The following is a 23,835-nucleotide window of genomic DNA, read 5'->3' as shown; positions in this document are numbered from 1 at the left end:
CTTTTCTCCCTATTAGCATGACTTTTTTTACCGGCAGGTCTGCTGGCACCCCGCCTTTGTTGTGGCAATCGTCGGCAGCACGTTTGCACCGCCGGCGAAAGATTTAATTCTCTTCGCAAAATAATAGCCGTTTTCCTACAAAATTTCATCTTGAATCGCTCTATTTTGTGACTTATTCTATTATTTAGCGCAAACTTATTTTTCAATACAAAAAAAATCAATGTGCAGTTGCCCCGAAGAGAGGGACGATACGTCGGATTTCGGCATCGGCGCCCAGCGGTTATACTCCCCGGTCATACACTGCCCCGCAACATTTTACGAGGTAAAACATGAGACTGATTCCATTACATACCGCCGCTCAAGTTGGCCAATGGGCCGCCCGTCACATTGTCAACCGTATCAAGGCGTTCAATCCCAGCGCCGATCGTCCGTTTATTCTCGGCCTTCCCACCGGCAGCACGCCGTTGGAGGCCTATAAAAGCCTGATTGAGATGCATAAAGCGGGCCAGGTCAGTTTCAAGCAGGTGGTGACATTCAACATGGATGAATATGTCGGTCTGCCCGCCGAACATCCCGAAAGCTATCATTCCTTCATGTATAATAATTTATTTAATTATATCGACATTCCACGGGAAAACATCAATCTCCTGAACGGCAACGCACCGGATATTGACGCCGAATGCCGCCGTTATGAAGAGAAGATCAAATCCTATGGCAAAATTCACCTGTTCATGGGCGGCGTCGGCAATGACGGGCACATCGCCTTCAACGAACCCGGTTCTTCCCTGGCGTCGCGCACGCGCATCAAAACCCTGACCCAGGAGACGCGCCGGGCCAACTCGCGCTTTTTTGATAACGACATTGAGCAAGTTCCCCGCTACGCACTGACGGTGGGTGTCGGTACGCTGCTGGATGCGGAAGAAGTGATGATTCTGGTGATAGGGCATAATAAGGCTCAGGCGCTACAGGCCGCGGTAGAGGGAAACGTCAATCATATGTGGACCATTACCTGTCTACAGTTGCATGCTAAAGCCGTGATGGTGTGCGATGAACCGTCCACTCAGGAAGTAAAGGTGAAAACGGTCAACTACTTCCGTGAACTGGAACAAGACAATCTGAACACCGCCGACTAACCTCCCGGAGCTGACTATGTATGCTTTAACCAATGGCCGCATCTATACCGGCAGCGAGATTCTCGATCACCACGCCCTGGTGGTCGCGGACGGCGTTATCGACGCCATTTGCCCCGCCGACAGCCTGCCTGCCGGCATTGAACGCCGCGATCTGGCCGGTGCCGCGCTGGCGCCCGGTTTCATCGATCTGCAGCTAAACGGCTGCGGCGGCGTGCAGTTTAACGACAGCCTGGCGGCGTTGTCTGTCGAAACGCTGGAAACGATGCAGGCCGCCAACCAGCGTTCCGGCTGCACCAGTTTCCTGCCGACCCTGATTACCAGTACCGATGAATTTATGCGTCGGGCGGTGGAAGTGATGCGCGCTTTTTTGGCGCAGCATAAACATCAGGCGCTGGGACTGCATCTGGAAGGCCCGTACCTCAGCCCGGCCAAGAAAGGTACCCATGACCCGGCATTAATGCGCGCGCCAACGAAAGAGATGGTGGAATTTCTTTGCGCGAACAGCGATGTGATCAGCAAAATGACCCTGGCCCCCGAGCAGGTGGACCCCCTGGTGATCCGTCGGCTCAGCGCTGCCGGTATCCGCGTTTCCATCGGTCATTCCAACGCCACCTATGATCAGGCCAAGGCGGGTTTCGCCGCCGGCGTCAGCTTCGCCACCCATCTGTTTAACGCTATGCCGCCGCTGGTCGGACGCGAACCGGGGGTCATCGGCGCCCTGTTCGACGCCCCCGAAATTTACTGCGGCATTATTACCGACGGCCTGCACGTGAACTGGGCCAACGTGCGTAACGCCAAACGCATCAAGGGCGATCGCCTGGTGCTGGTCACCGATGCCACCGCCCCGGCCGGCGCCGAGAATATTGATCGGTTCATTTTTGCCGGCAAAACAATATACTATCGCGATGGCCTGTGCGTGGATGAGCACGGTACCCTCAGCGGCTCGGCGCTTACCATGATTGAAGCGGTGCGCAATAGTGTCGAATGCGCCGGTATCGCGCTGGATGAGGCGTTGCGCATGGCCACCCTTTACCCGGCACGGGCAATGGGCGCGGACGCGAGGTTAGGGACGCTGACGGTGGGCAAAATCGCCAATTTAACCGCCTTCACCCGCGATTATAATATCAGTAAAACTATCGTTAACGGCAACGAAGTTTGACCATAAGCGAGTAAGCGATGACACCAGGCGGACAGACCCCGATAGGCAATATGGACCTTGTTAAACAGTTGAATAGCGCGGCGGTCTACCGTCTCATCGATCAAATGGGGCCAATTTCCCGCATCCAGATAGCCGAACAGAGTCAGCTCGCGCCCGCCAGTATCACCAAGATTACCCGCCAATTGCTGGAACGCGGCTTGATTCGCGAAGTGGATCAGCAAGCGTCCACCGGCGGCAGGCGGGCGATCTCTATCGTGGCCGAGACCCGCGCCTTCCAGGCCATCGGCGTGCGCCTCGGCCGGCACGATGCGACCATCATGCTCTATGATTTGAGCGGCAAGGCCCTAATGGAGGCGTACTTCCCGCTTCCGCAGCGGACACAGCAGACCTTAGAGCTGGCGCTCATGGAGGCTATCGCCGACTTTCTCAAACAGGCGCAACGTAAAATCCGCGAGCTTATCGCTATCTCGGTGATTTTACCGGGGCTGGTCGATCCCTTCTCCGGCATTGTCCGCTACATGCCCCATATACAGGTTCACCATTGGCCCCTGGTCGAGCAGTTAGAACAGCGCTTCAATCTTACCGCGTTTGTAGGCCACGACATACGCAGTTTGGCGCTGGCGGAGCACTATTTTGGTGCAACCCAGGACTGCGTCGATTCTATTTTGGTACGTCTGCACCGCGGTACCGGCGCGGGGATTTTGATTAATGGCCAGATATTCCTTGGCAGCAACGGCAACGTCGGTGAAATGGGCCATATTCAGGTCGACCCGCTGGGAGAGCGCTGCCACTGCGGCAATTTTGGCTGTCTGGAAACCATTGCCGCCAATGCCGCGATAGAGCAACGGGTGCGTCTGTTGCTCAGCCAGGGTTATGCCAGCAAACTGACGGCGGACGACTGTCGGATAGACACCATTTGCCAGGCCGCCAACCGCGGCGACGGGCTGGCGGTGGAAGTCATCGAACAAGTGGGGCGCCAATTGGGCAAGGTAATCGCCCTGAGCATCAATCTGTTCAATCCGCAAAAAGTGGTACTGGCGGGTGAAATCACCGAAGCCCACAAAATTTTGCTGCCGGCCGTACAGCGCTGTATCGACAATCAGGTGCTGAAAGCCTTCCGGCAAAATTTACCGGTCGTCATCTCGGCGCTGGACCACAGTTCGGCCATCGGCGCGTTTGCCCTGGTCAAACGCGCTATGCTTAACGGTGTGCTGCTACAGCGGCTGTTGGAAAACGATTCGCCCGCGCACCGCTGATCTACCCCTCCGGGGCACGTGGCGCGGTGCGGACATCGCCTCTTGGCCAAGACTGTAACACCGCTGCGCCTTACCTTAAGGACCGCCCGGCGAAGCAACCCGTAGCCGGTTTTCCCCATTCTTTCCCGGCGCTGCCCGGCTGGGAGGCCCCTGCCCGGCGAACGCGGCCCTGCCCGGTTTGCTCCGTGATGCTTTCTCCATTCCCTCGTTCAGAGGGCCCGTTTGGCCTGCTGGATCGGCAAGGCGGTCACGCGCTGCACCCGGGTCATGACCGCCGGCGGTAAAAAACCCATTATTGAATTCGCAATGAACGCGCCTTTTTCTTCTGCTTTGCTGCTTTTTATGTAATTTATTGCCCATTTTATTAGATATTATCTGGCTGATAGGGTTTATTTCTGTATGGATATTGAATTGTTAGACCGTTTTGGTGCTAAATCGTTGCTAACGTGACGGCGCAAGCGGCGACGCGGCGACCGCCGGGATTAATCATGAGGGAAAAGCTATGTGTTCTATTTTTGGGGTGCTGGATCTGAAGACCGATCCGGTCGAACTGCGTAAACAGGCGTTGGAATGCTCCCGCTTGATGCGTCATCGCGGCCCCGACTGGTCCGGTGTCTATGAGGGCGATAAAGCGATACTGGCCCATGAGCGTCTGTCTATCGTCGACGTCAATACCGGCGCCCAACCCCTTTATAACGCGGCGCACACCCATGTGCTGGCGGTCAATGGCGAGATCTATAACCATCAGCTTATCCGCGAACAGCTAGGCGATCGCTACGCTTTTCAAACCGGTTCCGATTGTGAGGTGATCCTGGCCCTGTATCAGGAAAAAGGTCCGGAATTTTTGGATGAACTGCGCGGCATGTTCGCTTTTATCCTGTACGACACGGAAAAAGACGCCTATTTGATCGGCCGCGATCACATGGGCATCATTCCTCTGTATATAGGTCATGACGAGCACGGTAACCTGTACGTCGCATCGGAAATGAAAGCGCTGGTTCCGGTCTGCCGCACGCTACAGGAATTTCCTCCCGGCCACTATCTCTGGAGCCAGGACGGCGAAATGCGCCAGTACTATCAGCGTGATTGGTTCGACTATGATCGGGTGAAGGACAACGTTACCGATAAGGCGGCGCTGAAGGCGGCGCTTGAGGAGTCGGTGAAAAGCCATCTGATGTCCGACGTGCCTTACGGCGTACTCTTGTCCGGCGGGCTTGATTCTTCCATTATCTCCGCCATCACCAAAAAATACGCCGCCCGCCGGGTGGAAGACCAGGCCAAAAGCGAAGCCTGGTGGCCGCAGTTGCACTCCTTCGCCGTGGGCCTGGAAGGCTCGCCGGATCTGAGCGCCGCCAGTAAAGTGGTGGCGGCGCTGGGCACGGTGCATCATGAAATCCATTTCACGGTGCAAGAAGGGCTGGACGCGATTCGCGACGTGATTTACCACATCGAAACCTATGATGTCACCACCATTCGCGCTTCGACGCCAATGTATTTAATGTCGCGCAAGATCAAAGCGATGGGCATCAAAATGGTCCTGTCCGGCGAAGGCGCCGATGAAGTTTTCGGTGGCTACCTCTATTTCCACAAGGCGCCGAACGCGAAAGAGTTCCACGAAGAGCTGGTGCGTAAGCTACAGGCCCTGCATATGTATGACTGCGCCCGCGCCAACAAAACGATGTCCGCCTGGGGCGTCGAAGCGCGTGTTCCCTTCCTTGATAAGCAATTCCTGGACGTGGCTATGCGAATCAACCCGCAGGATAAGATGTGTGGCAACGGCAAAATTGAAAAACACGTTTTGCGCGAGTGCTTCGCCGATTACCTGCCGGAGAGCGTCGCCTGGCGGCAAAAAGAGCAGTTCTCCGACGGCGTGGGCTACAGCTGGATCGATAGCCTGAAAGTCATCGCCGCGGAGCAAATCAGCGATCGGCAGTTGGCCAATGCGCATTTCCGTTTTCCGTACAACACGCCCACCTCCAAAGAAGGTTATCTGTACCGGGAGATGTTTGAAGCGCTGTTCCCGTTACCGAGCGCCGCGGAATGCGTCCCGGGCGGTCCGTCCGTGGCCTGCTCTTCCGCCAAGGCCATTGAATGGGATGAATCCTTCAAGAAAATGGACGATCCCTCCGGTCGCGCGGTGGGTGTACACGCTTCGGCCTATTGACGGGCACCCGCCCGCACCGCCGTTCTGTCGAGCAGGTCGCGGGCAGGTGTCCCCTGGGCCTTTGCCCCTCGACGCAGGTCGGCAGCCGAACGGGCCCCCATCGCCGTAGGGCAGGCTGGGCTTCCGCTGGCGTTTGCATGAGGTGAGGCGGGTGTCGTGCTGAGCTTCGCTCGCGGGTAATCACCCCCGCGAACAGGAGCTCTGCCGCCCTCGTTAATCATCCTTGTTGCCCTGGTCAAAAAGCCCCCATGCCGACCCGCGATTTACGCCCGGGAGCGCGGGAAAATCATTGCGTTAGCCGCTTTTATCGTCAGGTTGTTCATAAGCCAGACAAACGGCCCGCGCAATGCCGGTTTAGCGAAAAAAAAGGGGTTGACTGAAGTTCATCAACTCCGCATAATGCTGCCCCGCAGCGCCGAATAAATAATGTAGGTCATGCGGAAAGTTGGCTACGTAGCTCAGCTGGTTAGAGCACAGCACTCATAATGCTGGGGTCACAGGTTCGAATCCCGTCGTAGCCACCATACTTTCTTTGCGGGAGTGGCGAAATTGGTAGACGCACCGGATTTAGGTTCTGGCGCCGCAAGGTGTGCGAGTTCAAGTCTCGCCTCCCGCACCATTGTTTCGGTTAGCAGCAAATGGGGTATAGCCAAGCGGTAAGGCAGCGGGTTTTGATCCCGCCACGCCCAGGTTCGAATCCTGGTACCCCAGCCATCTCGCTTAGTTTCACGGGCGAAAAGCGCTGCAATTACGGCTTAGATGGGATGTAGCCAAGCGGTAAGGCAGCGGGTTTTGATCCCCCCCAGGTTCGAATCCTGGTATCCCAGCCAATATGATCTGCCGAATTCAAGGTCTGTTGCTAAAAACGGTAATAAAACGGCTACGTAGCTCAGCTGGTTAGAGCACAGCACTCATAATGCTGGGGTCACAGGTTCGATTCCCGTCGTAGCCACCATATTTTTGGGGTATCGCCAAACGGTAAGGCACCGGATTCTGATTCCGGCACCCCAGGTTCGAATCCTGGTACCCCAGCCATATTTATCAAGGAGTTACGTAAGTAGCCCCTTACCCTTCAGAATATTTCAGAATACCCCGTTCAGTAATTTGCATAACCATGCAGTACAGTTTGCATTCCTCGCCTCGATAAAAGCACCTAATCGCATCAGCAATCTGCCATCGTGGACGCTGAGAGACGAACCATCCGGCAGCTTGTGCGCAAACGTGAGAACGTGGGTAGCGTGATGAGTGAAATTGATAACTTGCTTGCTGAAGCCAGCCAGAGCAACACCTTCATGCTCACCGATACCCTGACCCGCTGGCATAAGTCCGAACTCGGCCAGTTCGCACAGAGGCACTGACGGTCGCCCCGGCTCGTTGAGGGGTCGGGGATTTCGATGGCATACCGTAACCGGAGCAAGGTATACTGCGCCGATGACAAAATCCTCACTATCTCAACATGACTCCCTGTTCAAAAAGTTCCTCGGCGATATTGCTGTAGCCAGAGACTTTCTGGAAGTGCATTTGCCACCCCATCTGCGTGAGCGCTGCGATTTCGGCACACTAGCGATGGAATCGGGCAGCTTCATCGAAGACGACCTAAAGAGCCAATGCTCGGACATGCTGTATTCGATGAAGACCACGACCGGCCATGATGGTTACGTCTACTGCCTCATCGAACACCAGAGCCGCCCGGAAAAGCTGATGGCGTTTCGCCTGATGCGGTATGCGGTAGCTGCCATGCAGCGGCACCTTGAGCAAGGCAATGACTCTTTGCCGGTGGTGATTCCACTCCTGTTCTACCACGGTATCACATCGCCCTACCCGTACAGCACCCAATGGCTCGATTGCTTTGCTGACCCTGAACTGGCAGAATCAGTCTACAGGCAAGCATTCCCGCTGGTTGATATCACCGCTATGCCGGATGATGAAATACTGTCTCATCGGCGGGTAGCTCTGTAGAGTTAGTACAGAAGCACATCCGAACGCGGGACATGTTAGAACTAGCCACTGATATCGCCCGTCTACTCAATCTATGGGCGATACCGAAAGAGCAGTTCCGTAGCCTGATGTACTATATTGCAGAATGGGGAAATACTTCGGATGAATCGCAATTCCTACAGCATATCGCCGCCAAAACCACTGACTACCGGGAGGACATCATGGCCATTGCAGAGCAGCTTGAAGCTAAGGGCATCCAGAAGGGCATCCAACTCGGACGTCAAGAAGGCATCCAGCTTGGTGAGCAGAAAGGTCGGCAGGAAGGGCTGCAAGAAGGTGAAAAGCTTGCCTCGCTCAAGATTGCCCAACATATGCCCGACAGCGGCCTAACTCGGACTGCGGTGAAACAGTTTACCGGGTTGTCCGACCGTGAGTTGAATGATTTGACACGCTAGTAGTTTTTCTGCTTTTTTTGATTTTTCCCAGCAACATAGCTAGGTTTAAGGCTGGGTTGTTTTTTTAACCTAAAACCCGCTTTGTTGAATAAATCCGAAATTTGTGACGACTTCCTCCCTATCAGGGCGATTGTTACATGATGCGGACGCTGTTTGGCATTCCTAACAGTGTGATCCGGTTAAGTGCTTTAACCATTGCCATTGCCTCACCTACCTGCGCGTCATAGTCATGCAGACTCAGATGACCACCCAGAAGTGTTTTAAACCGGAACATGGCCGTTTCAGCCAGTGAACGCCGATGATAAACTACTTTCTTTTTCCAGGTATCGTTATTGCCGCTCAGATGCTGATTTGCCACCGCATGGTTACGCTCATGGTATCGAGCTGGCCAATATTGCGCACCACTTCGCGGTGGGATAAGCGGCTTTATTTTTTTCCTCAGCAGAGCATCATGACAGTAACGCGTATCGTAAGCACTGTCAGCCGACGCTTCCCTGATTTTTCGGTGGGTTTGGTTAATCAGCCCGGGCAGCGCCTGTGCATCTGTCGTACCGCTTAGCGATAAATCGGCACAGATAATTTCATGTGTCACGCTATCTACTGCCAGATGAAGCTTGCGCCATACTCTGCGCCTCTCAGCCCCATGCTGCCTGACTTTCCATTCGCCTTCGCCGAAGACTTTCAGACCGGTGCCATCGATGACCAGGTGTGAGATTTCGCCGCGGGTTGGCGTTTTTATGCTGATGTCGACGGTTTTTGCTCGTCGGCTGACCAGAGAGTAATCTGGGCAGCGCAGCGACAGCCCCATCAGTTTAAAAATCGAGTCAACGAAACCCTGTAACGCTCGGAGCGAAAGGTTAAACACGCGCTTTATCATCAGAACCGTGGTAATGGCCATATCGGTGTAGTGAAGCGGCCGGCCACGATGTTCAGGTGTGTACTCTCAGTCCATGCAGCAATGGCTGACTCATCAAGCCATACTGTCAGGTCCCCCCGCTGCCTGAGCGCATTGTTATATGCGGGCCAGTTGGTGATTTTAAACTTTTGCTTTGCCATGGGGACCTGATGTTGAAACGAATGTAGTGATCAGAGCCGCCAGTCACCTAAAAGTTCGATTTATTCAACAAAGCCTATTTTCGATTTAAATTTCGGTGTATTTTACATGTTAATTTATTGATGAGGTAATTTTTACGACAAGACGCCAATTGGCACACCCTGAGCCAAAAATAAAATCTTCTTTCAGGGCATTTAATAGCACGGCGTAGCAGTTTCAGCCATGAAAATTTTTTGCCAGATATAAGCACTTCAGCATTAAAGCATTCTTCAATATGTTTGTTATTCATTTTTTCTCTACATGAAAACATTGTGGGTGTATTTATATTTTTACAAAGACGCCGCCTATTTAACGACTGTCACACGTTCGTTTCAAATTGCTACGGGCGATCGATACAGTGACATCGATCGTTAAAAACGATCGTTTAATGCGGCTATATGCATAATCTTCAATGCAGAAGGCGACGCATATCAGTGCCAATTTGTCAGTGTCAATTGAAATCTGCACCATCCTACCAAAGTAAAACCAACCGACCTACTTCTGTTTGATGTGGCCTATGCCGCAGACGAGAGAAGCGCGAAAAGCACTTAAAATTCCCTCAGGAGCTTCAACGCGCCGATACGTGAGGGCAAAGCGAATTTTCACTGTCATTCCCGTAAACCGCGACAGGTGTCCAGCTGAGCCGCCTTTTGGCATAGCAGAGAGGCTAAATATGCATGTGCTGACCAGCATCTGTTGTCTTGGGTTTTCATTGTCTCCTATGGGCATTTTTCTTGAGATTTTTCCGCAGGAGGTGGTAGCGCTTAAATTGGCACAGTGGGTCAGTTTTGGAGCAGCTGCAGATTCCGACGAGCCTGTTTAGAAATTTGTGTATTTGCCTGATTTTGATATGTTCAATCCAACATCAAAAACAGGTTAATTTATGGACGAAAAACAGTTGCAGGCTCTGGCTAACGAACTGGCCAAAAATCTCAAAACCCCTGAAGATCTCAGTCACTTCGATCGGCTGCTGAAAAAAATTAGCGTCGAAGCAGCTCTCAATGCCGAAATGACCCATCACCTCGGCTACGATAAAAATCAGCCTAAACCGGGGACCAACGCCCGCAACGGCTATTCCACAAAAACCGTTACCACTGGCGATGGCCCGCTGGCGCTGCGTACTCCGCGCGATCGTGACGGTTCCTTTGAACCGCAACTGGTGAAGAAGAACCAGACCCGGATTACCGGGATGGATAACCAGATTTTATCGTTGTACGCCAAAGGGATGACCACCCGCGAGATCGCCGCCGTGTTCAAAGAGCTGTATGACGCCGATGTCTTGCCGGCGCTGGTCTCAAAGGTCACCGATGCGGTCATGGAGCAGGTTGTCGAATGGCAAAACCGGCCTCTGGATGCAGTCTATCCCATTGTTTATCTTGACTGTATCGTTCTAAAAGTCCGGCAGGACAGCCGCATCATCAACAAATCTGTGTTCCTGGCGCTGGGCATCAACATCGAAGGCCAGAAAGAGTTGCTAGGTATGTGGCTGGCCGAAAATGAAGGCGCAAAGTTCTGGCTGAACGTGCTGACAGAGCTGAAAAACCGCGGCCTGAACGATATCCTTATCGCCTGCGTAGACGGGCTGAAAGGTTTCCCTGACGCTATTAACGCGGTGTATCCGGAGGCGCGGCTCCAGCTGTGTATCGTACATATGGTGCGCAACAGCCTGCGGTTCGTCTCCTGGAAGGACTACAAGGCCGTCACCCGCGACCTGAAAGCTATCTATCAGGCCCCTACGGAAGAAGCCGGCTTGCAGGCGCTGGAAGCGTTCTCCAGTGCCTGGGACATCCGCTACCCGCAAATAAGTCGAAGCTGGCAGGCAAACTGGGCCAATCTGGCCACGTTCTTTGCCTACCCAACGGACATCCGCAAGGTGATCTACACGACCAACGCCATCGAGTCGTTAAACAGCGTGATCCGGCATGCCATCAAAAAGCGCCAGGTGTTCCCGACCGACGACGCAGTGAAAAAGGTGGTGTGGCTGGCGATACAGGCGGCCTCACAGAAATGGACAATGCCTTTGAGGGACTGGCGCATGGCAATAAGCCGCTTTATTATCGAGTTCGGTGACCGCCTGGACGGTCACTTCTGAGAAAAGGCATTTACACAGAATCGTGTACAGGGTCGTCGCAGGGTTGACGATAGGTACGGTGGGGCCACAGAAGTCGATGAAGAGCTTTTCGCCAGCCTTGTGCTCCATGCGCATGGAACGCCGCTGCTTCTTTTTCCAGTCACGGAACAGTGCACAAAACTGTGAGTAACCGAGGGCATCACCGCCCACGGAGGACTGATATTCCATCCAGAGCAGCTGCTTGGTCATGCCCTTGCGGCTTAACTCGGTATCGATATCAAGCCAGCTGGGTAAGGTATTGATAACTTTTCCGGATTTGCCGGGATAGAGCAGGCGGTCGAGGTCGACGGGGGACAGTTCCGCCGGCAATGGCCAGACCAGGTTAGCTACCGTGAATCGGCCGAGGATATCGTGCACGGTAGTACAGCCTATGCCGAGCGCTGCTGCGATAGTGCGATTCGAGCGACGCTGCTCGAATTTCATACGTAAAACATTAATATAGATGCACATTTCCGTTCTCGCTTTCTTCTTTTTACGTGCCATGCCCCCGGAAGCTAAAAGTCTCCAGAGTATGGCGGAACAGAAGATGAGCGATCGGACAGAATCGGAATCGCTGATCGGGCGACCGGAATCAGTGATCGGATGAAATCAGAATTAGTGATCGGGTGAAATCGGAATCAGTGATCGGATGTGACCGGAACCAGCAGCAGTGACACAGAAAAATGAATAGCGATATTTATACTCTACGGCTCTGTTTGTATCTGTATATTTCTGCATGAGTGATAATTATTTTGACGATCAATAACCAATAATTGATCGGTAAAACTTATATTTATATGTAGGAACTATATTGATGAATACACCAATCATACCATGGGTGGGAGGAAAGCGGAGGCTGGCTAAACATATTTTACCGTGCTTTCCTGCGCACAAATTCTACGTTGAACCATTCTGTGGAGGAGCTGCGCTGTTTTTCAGCAAGGATCCATCCACAGTCGAAGTGTTGAACGATATCAACGGGGATTTGATAAACCTCTATCGGGTAGTCAAGTACCATTTGGAGGAATTCGTCCACCAGTTCAAGTGGGCCTTGAGCAGCAGGCAGCTGTTTGATTGGCTGAAAGAAATACCTCCGCAAACGCTGACCGATATACAGCGAGCCGCCCGCTTTTACTGTCTTCAGCAGCTCACATTTGGTGGCAAAGTGAGCGGGCAGAACTTTGGTACTTCGGCTGTGCGATCACAGTCATTGAACCTCTTAAGAATCGAAGAACAGCTATCACAGGCTCACCTGCGTTTATCCCATGCAACCATAGAGCATCTTGGGTGGCAGGCTTGTATTGAAAAATATGATAGGCCACACTCATTGTTCTATCTTGATCCACCTTACTGGAAGACTCAAGGCTATGGCGCAGCGTTTGGCCTGGAGCAATACAGCATCATTGATAGCCTTGCTCATTCAATAGCAGGAAGAATGGTGATTTCAGTTAATGATATCCCAGAAATGAGGCTCATCTTCAAAAACCTTCATATCGACGTTGTTGACCTAAAATACTCATTAGGCAAGAACCGTCATAGTAGACGCGAGTTGGTCATTCGTAATTTCGCCTGATTTCCTGTTTGCAAACAATTCTGGACTGTCCAAAATAGCCATTTTTTAGGGGTTATGGGAGTCCAGAATTGTTTGCAAATTAGTCCAGAATTGATTGCATCGCTACAGGCCAACAGCAGGCTGGCGGACAGACCGATAAGCGGCGCGCCGCGCACGCGCAGCGCGCGGATGTGATCCACCAATTGCGCCACCGTCTGCGCAGGATGCCAGCGTTGTTGCTGCGGCAACGCCTGCTGATCCAAAATCCATAATTGATTTTCCCTGACCCGCAGGCTGGTGGTGCTAAACGTCAGCATTGCTGTTGTCCCTTACTGGTTATTGCATCTAGTTTACTATTCTGCCAGCATGCCATCAAGATATATAGACGTCTAAATAGTTTTACGCCTTTACGGCCTTTTAGCAGCTAATCAGGGAAGTCGATATGACAGCTTACCGCCGCTGACGCGGTGGCCTATGCCCGCCGGTTCGCCGGCGTAAGCGACCCCGGCGCGCTTATTGCCGCGCAGGAGATTGGTGACGGCAATCTCAATCTGGTATTCAAAATTTTACAGGCTGACGGCGTCAGCCGGGTCATCGTCAAACAGGCGCTGCCGTACGTGCGCTGCGTCGGGGAATCCTGGCCGCTGACGCTCGATCGGGCGCGTATCGAAGCGGAAACGCTGCTGATTCATGGCCGCTATTGCCTGCAGCACACGGTGCGGGTGATACATCACGATCCGCTCCAGGCGACGATGGTGCTGGAAGATCTTTCCGATCATCTCATCTGGCGCAACGAGCTGGTGAAGGGGGCGTGGTATCCTGATGCCGCCCGTCAGCTGGGCGAGTATCTGGCGCAGACATTGTTTCACACCTCTGATTTCTTTCAGCCGCCCGAGGAGAAAAAAAGCGAAGTCGCCCGTTTTTCCAACCCTGAAATGTGCCGCATAACGGAAGATCTGTTCTTTACCGACCCCTATCGGGTCCATGAGCGCAACGCCTATGAGCCCGAACTGGAAGCGGCCGCGCTGCGCGACGATCGGGAGCTGAAGCTCAGGGTGGCGGTGCTCAAACACCGTTTCTTGACGAAAGCGGAAGCGCTGCTGCATGGAGATATCCACAGCGGTTCCCTTTTCGTCGCCCGCGAGCGCCTAAAGGTGATCGATGCTGAATTTGGCTACTATGGTCCCGTGGGGTTCGATATCGGCACCGCGGTGGGTAATTTGTTGCTCAATTACTGCGGTTTGCCGGGGCTCTTGCCGCCGCGCGAAGCCGCAGCGGGACGCGAGCATCGCCTGCGCGATGTGCAGGAAGTCTGGCAGGCATTCAGTGAGGGATTTCACGGCCTGGCGGCGGAAAAAAGCCGTGACCACACCTTGGCGGAGCCCGGTTATGTACAGCTGTTTTTGCGTGAAGTGTTACAGGACGCGATAGGGTACTGCGGCACAGAGCTTATCCGGCGTACGGTGGGGCTGGCCCACGTTAGCGATCTGGACGGGATTCAAGACGCCGAAATGCGCCACGCTTGCCAGCGACGGGCGCTGACGCTGGGCAAAATGTTGATCCGCGCCGCACATCGCCGACGCCGCCGCGTTGGACGCCCGTATACGTCAACATGCCTAAGCGGCCGGGCCGCCGCCGCGGGGTTTTCCCGCGCGCCCGGTCCCGGTCCGCGCAAGACGGCTTTCTGTCAGGCGGTGTCCCTTGCGCGACGGACAATTTTCTTGCGGCCGATACGGTAAATCCTGATTCCTCTTCTATACTCAAATAACGATATCATCGACTTATGGTCAAAACGATAATCACTTAACGAGAAGGAACAGGGAATGAAAATATTTCTGTGGATAATTGCCATTATTTTTATCGTCGGCCTGCTGACGTTGACCGGTGTCTTTAAATTGATCTTTTGATTCCGACCGGCGCTAACGGCACGCCCGTTAGCGCCAGCCTCTCTTCCCCTTGTTTTGGCGCGATCAACGACAATAATGTCGTCGCGCCCGGCCCATATGTATGGCGCCTATTACGCTCCCGAGCGTCTCTCTAAAATATGAAATGTGACATCCATCACGTCATCGCGAATATTGGCGCGATGGGCATCCATATGTGCCGTTTGTTGGTGCTGCTCCAAATGCCGAATGCTCTTCCATTGTTCCAGCATAAAAATGGAGTCGGGAGCGGTTTTACGCCACGGTACTTGCGCTTTATAGTCGGTGAGCAAAGTGTATTCGCCGCATCCGTCTTCGGCCAGCACGTTCGGCCTGAGCGCTTCGATAGCGGCTAAAACCGCTTCTCTTCGTCCCGGTTTGACTTTGATTTCTGCAATTACCGTGATCATCGCTTCCTCTGTTTCACTTTCGTTCGGGGGCGCCATTAGTTAACCAAAGACGCGGGCCGGATGCTCGTGATATTTTATCGCATCCGTGATTCGACCACTTATTATACTGAACGCAGCGGGGCCTAAGCCACGCTGACGTATTGGCACCCGCGCGAGTCCTGTGACAGCGAGGGGGCGGATAGGGTAGTATCATGCTCACGAACCCCATACCCGCGGCGTATGGGATGTGACTGCTCACGTGGCCATACCGCGGTCAGAGGAAACAATAATCAATGAGCGAGCTGACTCATGACAGTGTCGAACGCCTGGCGCTGCATAAATTTACCGAAAACGCGTACCTCAATTATTCCATGTACGTCATCATGGATCGTGCGCTACCGTTTATCGGCGACGGGCTCAAGCCGGTGCAACGCCGCATCGTTTATGCGATGTCGGAACTGGGGCTGAACGCCAGCGCGAAATACAAAAAGTCGGCGCGCACCGTCGGCGACGTACTGGGGAAATATCATCCCCACGGCGATAGCGCCTGCTACGAAGCCATGGTGCTGATGGCGCAACCCTTCTCTTATCGCTATCCGATGGTGGATGGCCAGGGTAACTGGGGGGCGCCGGACGATCCCAAATCCTTCGCCGCCATGCGCTACACGGAATCGCGCCTGTCCCGCTATGCCGAAGTACTGCTCGGCGAATTGGGGCAAGGCACGGTGGATTACGTACCCAACTTCGACGGGACGCTAGAAGAGCCGAAGATGCTGCCGGCGCGGTTGCCGAATGTGTTGCTGAACGGCACGACCGGTATCGCGGTCGGGATGGCGACCGCGATACCGCCTCATAACATCAACGAAGTGGCGGCCGCGGCGATTGCGCTGCTGGGCAATCCTTCCGCCACGTTGGAAAACTTGCTGGAACATGTAAAGGGGCCGGATTTTCCCACCGAGGCGGAAATCATTACTCCCCATGACGATCTACGCAAGATTTACCAGACCGGCCGCGGCTCCGTGCGCATGCGCGTGCTGTGGACCATCGAGGAGGGCGAGGCGGTTATCAGCGCGTTGCCGCATCAGGTGTCCGGCGCTAAGGTTCTGGAACAGATAGCCAGTCAGATGCGCGCGAAAAAATTGCCGATGGTGGAGGATTTGCGCGACGAATCGGACCATGAAAACCCGACCCGCCTGGTCATCGTCCCGCGCTCCAACCGCGTTGACCTGGCGCAGGTCATGAACCATCTTTTCGCCACTACCGATTTGGAACGCAGCTATCGCGTCAATATGAACATGATCGGGCTGGACGGCCGTCCGGCGGTGAAAAACCTGCACGAGATTCTGTCGGAGTGGTTGGTTTATCGTCGCGACACCGTACGCCGCCGGCTGAACTTCCGCCTGGAGAAAGTCCTGCGCCGGTTGCATATCCTGACCGGCCTGTTGGTGGCCTACCTCAACCTGGATGAGGTTATCCACATTATCCGCACCGAGGATGAGCCGAAACAGGTTCTGATGCAGCGATTCGAGCTGAGCGAAACCCAGGCTGACGCCATTCTCGAATTAAAACTCCGCCACTTGGCCAAATTAGAAGAAATGAAGCTCCGCAGCGAACAGGATGAGTTGGAGAAGGAACGCGACAAAATCCAGGCGATCCTGGCCTCGGAACGCAAGCTGAGCAACCTGCTGAAAAAAGAAATCGAGGCGGATGCCGCCGCTTACGGCGATGCGCGCCGCTCGCCGCTGGTGGAACGCGACGAGGCGAAAGCGCTGAGCGAAAATGAGCTGATTCCGTCGGAGCCGGTGACGGTGAGCCTGTCGATCATGGGCTGGGTGCGCAGCGCCAAAGGCCACGATATCGATCCGAGCGGGCTCGGTTACCGATCCGGCGACAATTACCTGTCGTCGGTGCGCGGCAAGAGCAACCAACCGGTGGTGTTCATCGACTCCACCGGACGCAGCTACGCCTTAGAGCCCGCCGGTCTACCGTCGGCGCGCGGCCAGGGTGAACCGCTGACCGGTAAACTAACGCTACCGCCGGGCGCCTCGGTCGAGCAAATGCTCACCGGCGCTGACGATCAGAAATTGCTGATGGCCTCCGATGCCGGCTACGGTTTCGTGTGCAGTTTTAGCGATTTAGTGGCGCGCAATCGCGCCGGTAAGGCGCTGTTGACGCTGCCGGAAAATGCCAAAGTCATGCCGCCGCTATGGATAAAAGGCGCCGCCGATAAGCTGTTGGCGTTCACCCAAGCCGGGCGTCTGCTGATGTTCCCGGTCGACGATCTGCCGCAGCTGTTGAAAGGAAAAGGCAATAAAATCATCTCCATCCCCTCCGCGGATGCGGCGGCGGGCAAGGATCGTCTCGCCGGTCTGTATCTGCTGTCCACCAAAGCCTCCGTTACTTTTTATGTCGGCAAACGCAAGCTCACTCTTCGCCCGGAAGACTTGCAGAAATTCAGCGCTGAACGCGGGCGTAAGGGAACTTTGTTGCCGCGCGGACTGCAACAAATCGATCGGGTGGAAATCAACGATCCGCTGGCCGGCGCCGGCGAAGAGGAAACGGCGTAATACCTGCGCCGGCCGGGCATCCCCCGGCCGGTTTTCTCTGTGGTGACAGGTGATGATCCTCCGTGTTTTTTAATACCGCCCGACGGCCGGGGGAATAACCGTGTATTTTGTCAGGAAGCCGGTATACTAGCGACGGCTGAAGGTTAAGGGGTAACTATGCTCGCTATTGTTCGCACCATTTTGGTGGTGCTGTTGTCAATAATCATCTGCGTTTTTGGCTTGATTTATTGCTTGTTCAGCCCGCGAGACCCTCGTCATGTCGCCACCTTCGGCCGCTGGTTTGGCCGTATGTCGCCCCTGTTTGGCATCCGGGTGGAAGTTCGCCATCCTGAAGGCGTGACGCTGCCGCAAAATTGCATTTATATTGCCAATCATCAGAACAACTACGATATGGTGACCGCGGCCTATGTCGTGCAGCCGCGTACCGTAACGGTGGGAAAAAAAAGCCTGCTATGGATCCCGCTGTTTGGACCGCTTTACTGGTTGACCGGCAATTTGCTTATCGATCGCGATAACAGCGCCCGCGCCCATAGCACGCTTACCGAAACCGTACAGAGTATCAAAAAGCGCAATATTTCCATCTGGATGTTTCCAGAAGGGACCCGAAGCCGCGGTCGCGGTTTGCTGCCCTTTAAAACCGGGGCGTTCTACACCGCGATTGCCGCCGAGGTTCCTATTGTGCCAATTTGCGTTTCCAATACCTCGAACAAAATCAAACTCAATCGCTGGTCCAACGGCTTGGTCATCATCGAAATTTTGCCGCCGGTTGAAACGGCCGGTTATAGCCGTGAGCAGGTGCGCGCATTGACCCGACACTGTCGGGAAGTGATGAAAAACAAGCTCGACGATTTGAACGCGGAAGTGGCCAGGCGAGAAACGCTGGAGCGCTGAAAGTTTTCGACCCCAGACCGTCGGTCGCGACTTGACGAACGGCGGGTGCTGCAATGGCGAAAGCCTTTCCCCTTAATGCTTAATGCCGGCCGGGTCCGTAACAATAAGACCGTGGCCGGGACGAATAGAGGCCCAGGCGCCAATTCGGTCCCGGTGTACGGTTGATGATTTCCCGGCCTGACGCAGGCCGGACATGACGAGAAAAGCTTTGCCGTGTCTAATGGAGCAGATATGTCACTCAGTCGGCGTCGGTTTATTCAGGCAACCGGGGTTACGCTTGCGGCCAGCGCGCTGCCGCTGCGGGCGCGAGCCGCCGATGCGCCCGTGGCGCTGCCGATCCCACCCTTGCTGGAATCACGCCGCGGGCCGCCGTTATTTCTGACGCTGCAGCGTTCGCACTGGACCTTTGCCGCCGGCCGACGCGCCGCCACCTGGGGCATCAACGGCGGTTATCTCGGCCCGACGGTACGGGTGTTCAACGGTGATGACGTCAAGCTTATTTATAACAATCGGCTGAATGAACCCGTGGCGATGACCGTCAGCGGTCTGCAGATGCCCGGTACGCTAATGAGCGGCGCGGATGATGTCGCCGGGCGCGGACTGGTCACCGGTGCTGCCGATCCGTCAGCCGGCGGCCACCTGTTGGTACCATGCCAATACCCCTAATCGTATGGCGCCGCATGTCTATAACGGCCTGGCGGGGCTATGGCTGGTGGAGGATGCGCTAAGCAAAGTGCTGCCGCTGCCGAATCATTATGGCGTCGATGACTTCCCGCTTATCATCCAGGACAAACGGCTGGATAATTTCGGCCAGCCGGTGTACAACCCACCCGCCAGCGGCGGTTTCCTCGGCGATACTCTGCTGGTGAACGGCGCGCAGAGCCCCTTTGTGGAAGTGTCGCGCGGTTGGGTGCGTCTGCGGCTGCTCAATGCCTCCAACGCTCGGCGTTATCAGTTGCAACTCAGCGACGGCCGCGCCATGCAAGTCGTTGCCGGCGACCAGGGGTTCTTGCCTGCGCCGGTGCCGGTCACCTGGCTGTCGCTGGCGCCTGGCGAGCGGCGTGAAATTCTTATCGATATGTCCAAAGGGGAAGACGTGGTCATCACCGCCGGCGAAGCGGCCGGTCTGATGGATCGGGTACGCGGCTTTTTTGAACCCTCATCGATACTGGTCAATACCACGGTGCTGACGCTTAAACCGACCGGGCTGTTACCCTTGGTCACCGATAATCTGCCGATGCGCTTGTTGTCCGATCAGCTGATCGACGGCGGCATTAGCCGCACCCGCGAATTCTCCCTCGGGGGGGGGGCTACCCCCGATATCAACGGTGCGTTATGGAATATGAACCGTAACGACTTTCAAAGTTTACAGGGCAGTTTTGAGCGCTGGATAGTCCATACCAACACCCCACAGGAGTTCCATATTCAGGGAGTGGCTTTTCTGATTAAACGCGTCAATGGCAGCACGCCATTGCCGGAAGATCAGGGTTGGAAAGATACGGTGTGGGTCGATAACGAAGTGGAACTGCTGGTTTGGTTCCCACAGGTGGCGCCGGAGCACTTTCCTTATCTCTATTACAGCCAGACGCTGGAAATGGCCGATCGCGGCGCCGCGGGGCAATTTGTCGTACGGCCCGCGGCCCTGGGCTAACGGCGGCGCAGAGTGCGCCACCGGCCGTGAGGTGCCGCCGCGACCGCAAAACCGTGGGCGTGGCGCGCGTCGACAAGGCGGCCAGTGCGTGAAGACGGGGCAGGGGTAACCAGCACTATCCCTGCGATGAGAGCTAGCGCGGCCTGCTACCCTCGCGGCGCTGGATTTGGCTCCGGTCTCAGACCATAGCCATGGTATCCGGATGCGAACCCAGCCGTTTGCCGCTGTCCAATGTGGCAATGGTATCTAGATCATCCTGCGTCAGGCTGAAGTCGAGTACGTCGAAGTTGGCGCGTATCCGCGCCGGCGTGACCGATTTCGGGATCACCACCAAGGCGTTATCGATATGCCAGCGGATAACAATCTGCGCCGGCGTTTTACCGTATTTGTCCGCCAGCTCTCGGATAATCGCCTGGTCAAACACCCCCTTACCGCCCTGCGCCAGAGGACTCCAGGATTCGGTCAAAATCTAATACCGGGCATCGAAATCTCGTAACGCCTGCTGCTGCAACAGCGGATGCAGCTCAATTTGGTTTATCACCGGCACCACGCCGGTTTCATCCAGCAGGCGCTGAAGATGGTGCGGCTCGAAATTACACACCCCGATGCTTTTCGCCAGCCCTTCTTTCTTCAGTTTCACCATGTCGCGCCAGGCCTGTACATAGTTATCCTTGCTCGGCACCGGCCAGTGCATTAAATAAAGATCGATATAGTCCAGGCGTAGTTTGGCCAGACTTTGCCCGATAGCCTTTTGGGCCATGGTTTGATAGCCGTTCCACAGTTTAGTGGTAATAAACAGATCTTCCCGCGCCACCGTGGCGCCCTGCAGCGCCTGACCGACACCCTCTTCGTTTTTGTAAATAGCCGCGGTATCAATGGAGCGATAGCCGGCCTCCAACACTGCCTCGATTGCGGTGACCACTTCCTGGTTACTGGCTTTCCAGACCTCCAAACCCAACTGCGGCATGGTATGTCCATCGTGGAATGTGACCGTAGGTTGCGTTGTCATGCTTTCTCCTTTTTGTCCAAGCGCCGCGCCCGTGCGGGACGGCGAGGGCCATGAGTGATGGGATAAGTTTAATTTTAGCAGAAAAAAGAGCCTGCCGCGGCGTCGGCGATGCGTTAGGGCCTGTGTGTGCGCAGTGATGTTAGGCGGTGATCCTCTTCACGCCGCGACGATGGGGAAAACGGCCGGCCGCAACAGATTTGCCTGCGTTACTGCATGACGGGCCTAGGCGTTTTTCACCCGCCGCCGGCGGATAGTCAGCAGCACGCTGCCTATCAGACCGGTGACCAGCACCACCACGGGCAGGACGATTAGCGCCATCATCACCTGATCTTCATGATGTTTCACCACCGGCACATGGCTGATAGCATAGCCAAGGGTCACCAGCACGGTGACCCAGATTAGCGCGCTTAACCAATTGAACAGCTGAAAACGGGTATTGCTGAGGCCGGAAATGCCGGCCATCGTCGGCAGCAGCGTACGCACAAAAGCCAGAAAACGGCCGACCAGCAGCGCGGTCAGCCTGTGACGATTAAACATGGTGTAAGCGCGCAGGTGACAGTGAGCGGGCAGATGGAGCAACCAGCTTCTGACGATGCGCGTATCACCCAGCCAGCGCCCCTGCAGGTAGCTGAACCAGCAGCCGAAACCCGCCGCCGCGCTGAGAATGATGAGCGTGGGAAAAAACGCCATGACGCCTTTGGCGACCATCGCGCCCGAGAGCAGCAGTAAACTATCACCCGGCAAAAAGGAGGCCGGTAGCAATCCATTTTCTAAAAACAGCGTGGTAAACATTACCCCATAGACCACCCAGATCATCCGGGGATCGGCCAAAGTGGCAAAATCCTGATGCCAAAGCGCCCGGATAATCTCTTCTAGTGGATTCATTTCAACCTGCTTACTCACATTTTATCGACAGCTTAGCGTTACACCGGTTCCCAGTCCTTGATCCATCACCCAACCAAACACTTTTTTCAATCTATTTTAGTCAGCAAAGCGTCAACCGGCGATTAATCGGCGCATAAACGTGATTTTATCGCTCTCCTTGCGCGATGCGGGCGAAGCCGGCGGCCAAATCGTCGATGAGATCATCGCCGTTTTCCAGCCCGATGTGCAGCCGCACCAGCGTGCCGGTGAAATCGACACCGCCCGCGGGTCGTATGGCCGCCAGTTCTTCCGGCTGATTCGCCAGTATCAGCGACTCGAAACCGCCCCATGAGTAAGCCATGCTGAAATGCGTGAAGTGGTCCAGGTAATTTGCCAGTTGCTGATCGCTTAATCGTTGATTTAGCACAAAAGAAAACAGCCCGCTGGCCCCGGTGAAGTCGCGCACGAAGACGTCATGCCCTTTGCTGCCCGGCAGCGCCGGGTGATTGACTACCGCCACCTCTGGCCGCTGCGCCAGCCAGCGCGCCACACGCAGGCCGTTTTCCTCATGCTGCTTTAGCCGGATGCCGAGCGTACGCAGCCCCCGTGCGGCCATATACGCGGTATCGGCGTCAACCATTTGTCCCATCAGATAGGATTGCTCGCGCAACTGGTCCCAGCAGCGCGCGTTGGCTACCGCGGTACCGATCATCGCATCGGAATGGCCGATCAGATATTTAGTGCCGGCTTGAAGGGAGATATCGACGCCCAAATCCAGCGCCTTAAGTAATATGCCTGCCGCCCAGGTATTATCCAGCATAATGACTATATCCGGATTTCTGGCCCGCACCGCGCGCACGATGGCCGGGATATCCTGCACTTCCATGGTAATCGAACCGGGGGATTCCAGCATCACCACTCGCGTATTATCCTGAATCAGAGAGCCGATATCCGTACTGATAAGCGGATCAAACCACGTGGTGGCGATATTCATTTTGCCAAGGATATGCCGGCAGAAGTCTTGCGTCGGTTCATAGGCTGAATTGGTCACCAATATATGATCGCCCGCCGAGACGAAGGAAGGAATCGCATTGCTGACCGCTGCGGTACCGCAGGGATAGAGCGCGCAGCCGGCACCCCCTTCCAACTCCACCATCGCTTGCTGCAATGAGAAATGAGTAAGCGTGCCGCGCCGGCCATAAAACAGCTCGCCGCTGGCGCGTCCCGCCGTCGCCTTTTTCTTATGCTGGACTGAGTCAAAAACCAGCTAGGATGCCCGCTGGATTACCGGATTTACCGACCCATGGGTAAACGAGGGTTTTCTGCCGGCGCTGACCAGCACCGTTTCCAATTTCTTCGACGTCATTATTCGCGCTTTGCCTTCTAGCAGAGATGATAAATATCGTACGTGGCGGCGGGAGGTGTGTCATGCGATTCAGGTTATCACTAATGCCGGGCGCGGTGCAGACGTTGCGCCGGCGTTTTCGCCGTTTGGCGCTACCGCGCTATTATGGCCGCGCGGTATCAACAGCGAATATCGGTTTCGACCTCGACGGCGGTTCCACAGACACCATGGGGTTTTATTGCGCGGGTGAAAATTTTACTATGATATTACCCCGAAGGTGACGGGTGCATAGCATAAATAATAATAATAACCACTATCAATTCCTATCCCATTTGCT

13 protein-coding genes, 6 tRNA genes and 8 pseudogenes are annotated in these 23,835 nt (G+C 55.0%); 20 read left to right on the top strand and 7 right to left on the bottom strand.

What is annotated here, in order from left to right; translation table 11 throughout:
• The first annotated feature begins 329 nt into the window (after window positions 1-329).
• The 13 genes and pseudogenes from nagB (at window position 330) to SOPEG_RS03485 (ending at window position 8,105) form a co-directional block, all read left to right on the top strand.
• Window positions 330-1,133 (top strand): glucosamine-6-phosphate deaminase, encoded by an 804-nt coding sequence (gene nagB / locus SOPEG_RS03540; protein ID WP_025244316.1) that lies wholly within the window; start codon window positions 330-332, stop codon window positions 1,131-1,133.
• Between the two features lie 16 nt (window positions 1,134-1,149).
• Entirely contained in the window at window positions 1,150-2,292 is a 1,143-nt protein-coding gene (nagA, locus tag SOPEG_RS03535; protein WP_025244315.1) for an N-acetylglucosamine-6-phosphate deacetylase, read from the top strand.
• 17 nt (window positions 2,293-2,309) lie between these two features.
• Window positions 2,310-3,548, top strand: a complete 1,239-nt coding sequence (gene nagC / locus SOPEG_RS03530; RefSeq protein WP_025244314.1) for a DNA-binding transcriptional regulator NagC — start codon at window positions 2,310-2,312, stop codon at window positions 3,546-3,548.
• Between the two features lie 222 nt (window positions 3,549-3,770).
• Complete coding sequence (locus tag SOPEG_RS30360; RefSeq protein WP_257720369.1) at window positions 3,771-3,896, top strand: hypothetical protein; 126 nt, start codon at window positions 3,771-3,773, stop codon at window positions 3,894-3,896.
• A 154-nt stretch (window positions 3,897-4,050) separates the two neighbouring features.
• The gene (gene asnB / locus SOPEG_RS03525; RefSeq protein WP_025244313.1) at window positions 4,051-5,712 is read left to right on the top strand and encodes an asparagine synthase B; all 1,662 of its coding nucleotides are present in this window, start codon (window positions 4,051-4,053) and stop codon (window positions 5,710-5,712) included.
• 447 nt (window positions 5,713-6,159) lie between these two features.
• Window positions 6,160-6,236, top strand: a tRNA-Met gene (locus SOPEG_RS03520).
• Between the two features lie 10 nt (window positions 6,237-6,246).
• Window positions 6,247-6,331, top strand: a tRNA-Leu gene (locus SOPEG_RS03515).
• Between the two features lie 20 nt (window positions 6,332-6,351).
• A tRNA-Gln gene (locus SOPEG_RS03510) sits at window positions 6,352-6,426 on the top strand.
• 46 nt (window positions 6,427-6,472) lie between these two features.
• A tRNA-Gln gene (locus tag SOPEG_RS03505) sits at window positions 6,473-6,542 on the top strand.
• A 48-nt stretch (window positions 6,543-6,590) separates the two neighbouring features.
• Window positions 6,591-6,667 (top strand) — tRNA-Met (locus SOPEG_RS03500).
• A 6-nt stretch (window positions 6,668-6,673) separates the two neighbouring features.
• Window positions 6,674-6,747 (top strand) — tRNA-Gln (locus tag SOPEG_RS03495).
• Between the two features lie 143 nt (window positions 6,748-6,890).
• The gene (locus SOPEG_RS03490; protein WP_038468168.1) at window positions 6,891-7,070 is read left to right on the top strand and encodes a hypothetical protein; all 180 of its coding nucleotides are present in this window, start codon (window positions 6,891-6,893) and stop codon (window positions 7,068-7,070) included.
• Between the two features lie 73 nt (window positions 7,071-7,143).
• Window positions 7,144-8,105 (top strand): annotated as a pseudogene (locus SOPEG_RS03485) (Rpn family recombination-promoting nuclease/putative transposase).
• A gap of 133 nt (window positions 8,106-8,238) precedes the next feature.
• On the opposite strand, the pseudogene SOPEG_RS03480 reads toward SOPEG_RS03485, so the two are convergent.
• Window positions 8,239-9,161: pseudogene (locus SOPEG_RS03480) on the bottom strand (IS5 family transposase).
• A gap of 920 nt (window positions 9,162-10,081) precedes the next feature.
• Here SOPEG_RS03480 and SOPEG_RS03475 point away from each other — a divergent pair.
• On the top strand, window positions 10,082-11,290 hold the full coding sequence (locus tag SOPEG_RS03475) for an IS256-like element ISSoEn2 family transposase (RefSeq protein WP_025244312.1): 1,209 nt from the start codon (window positions 10,082-10,084) through the stop codon (window positions 11,288-11,290).
• 30 nt (window positions 11,291-11,320) lie between these two features.
• On the opposite strand, the pseudogene SOPEG_RS23955 reads toward SOPEG_RS03475, so the two are convergent.
• Window positions 11,321-11,812: pseudogene (locus SOPEG_RS23955) on the bottom strand (IS21 family transposase); the annotation flags it as partial.
• A gap of 310 nt (window positions 11,813-12,122) precedes the next feature.
• Here SOPEG_RS23955 and SOPEG_RS03470 point away from each other — a divergent pair.
• On the top strand, window positions 12,123-12,881 hold the full coding sequence (locus tag SOPEG_RS03470) for a DNA adenine methylase (protein WP_038468165.1): 759 nt from the start codon (window positions 12,123-12,125) through the stop codon (window positions 12,879-12,881).
• Window positions 12,882-12,988: 107 nt separating this feature from the next.
• Here the strand turns inward: SOPEG_RS03470 and SOPEG_RS23950 are convergent.
• Window positions 12,989-13,177: pseudogene (locus SOPEG_RS23950) on the bottom strand (S-methyl-5-thioribose-1-phosphate isomerase); the annotation flags it as partial.
• A gap of 150 nt (window positions 13,178-13,327) precedes the next feature.
• Between SOPEG_RS23950 and mtnK the strand changes: the two are divergent.
• Window positions 13,328-14,480: pseudogene (gene mtnK, locus SOPEG_RS03460) on the top strand (S-methyl-5-thioribose kinase).
• A 203-nt stretch (window positions 14,481-14,683) separates the two neighbouring features.
• Window positions 14,684-14,767 carry a small membrane protein YohP gene (locus SOPEG_RS31135; protein WP_442976089.1) on the top strand — a complete coding sequence of 28 codons (84 nt, stop codon included), beginning with the start codon at window positions 14,684-14,686 and terminating at the stop codon, window positions 14,765-14,767.
• Between the two features lie 110 nt (window positions 14,768-14,877).
• On the opposite strand, the gene SOPEG_RS03455 is transcribed toward SOPEG_RS31135, so the two are convergent.
• A complete protein-coding gene (locus tag SOPEG_RS03455) occupies window positions 14,878-15,192 on the bottom strand; it encodes a putative quinol monooxygenase (protein WP_025244309.1) in 315 nt (104 codons plus the stop codon).
• Between the two features lie 272 nt (window positions 15,193-15,464).
• Here SOPEG_RS03455 and parC point away from each other — a divergent pair, with 272 nt between their 5' ends.
• The 3 genes and pseudogenes from parC (at window position 15,465) to ftsP (ending at window position 20,280) form a co-directional block, all read left to right on the top strand.
• On the top strand, window positions 15,465-17,738 hold the full coding sequence (parC, locus tag SOPEG_RS03450) for a DNA topoisomerase IV subunit A (protein ID WP_025244308.1): 2,274 nt from the start codon (window positions 15,465-15,467) through the stop codon (window positions 17,736-17,738).
• Window positions 17,739-17,894: 156 nt separating this feature from the next.
• Window positions 17,895-18,629 (top strand): 1-acylglycerol-3-phosphate O-acyltransferase, encoded by a 735-nt coding sequence (locus SOPEG_RS03445; protein WP_025244307.1) that lies wholly within the window; start codon window positions 17,895-17,897, stop codon window positions 18,627-18,629.
• A gap of 384 nt (window positions 18,630-19,013) precedes the next feature.
• Window positions 19,014-20,280: pseudogene (gene ftsP, locus SOPEG_RS03440) on the top strand (cell division protein FtsP).
• 178 nt (window positions 20,281-20,458) lie between these two features.
• Here ftsP and dkgA read toward each other — a convergent pair.
• The 3 genes and pseudogenes from dkgA to metC form a co-directional block, all read right to left on the bottom strand.
• A pseudogene (dkgA, locus tag SOPEG_RS03435) lies at window positions 20,459-21,289 on the bottom strand (2,5-didehydrogluconate reductase DkgA).
• A gap of 222 nt (window positions 21,290-21,511) precedes the next feature.
• The gene (locus SOPEG_RS03430) at window positions 21,512-22,174 is read right to left on the bottom strand and encodes a DedA family protein (protein WP_025244306.1); all 663 of its coding nucleotides are present in this window, start codon (window positions 22,172-22,174) and stop codon (window positions 21,512-21,514) included.
• Between the two features lie 145 nt (window positions 22,175-22,319).
• Window positions 22,320-23,519, bottom strand: a pseudogene (gene metC / locus SOPEG_RS03425) (cystathionine beta-lyase).
• Window positions 23,520-23,835: the final 316 nt, after the last annotated feature.

This window comes from Candidatus Sodalis pierantonius str. SOPE (genome assembly GCF_000517405.1).
In the GTDB taxonomy this organism is placed as follows: domain Bacteria; phylum Pseudomonadota; class Gammaproteobacteria; order Enterobacterales; family Enterobacteriaceae; genus Sodalis_C; species Sodalis_C pierantonii.
This window is presented reverse-complemented; position numbering and strand designations above follow the sequence as displayed.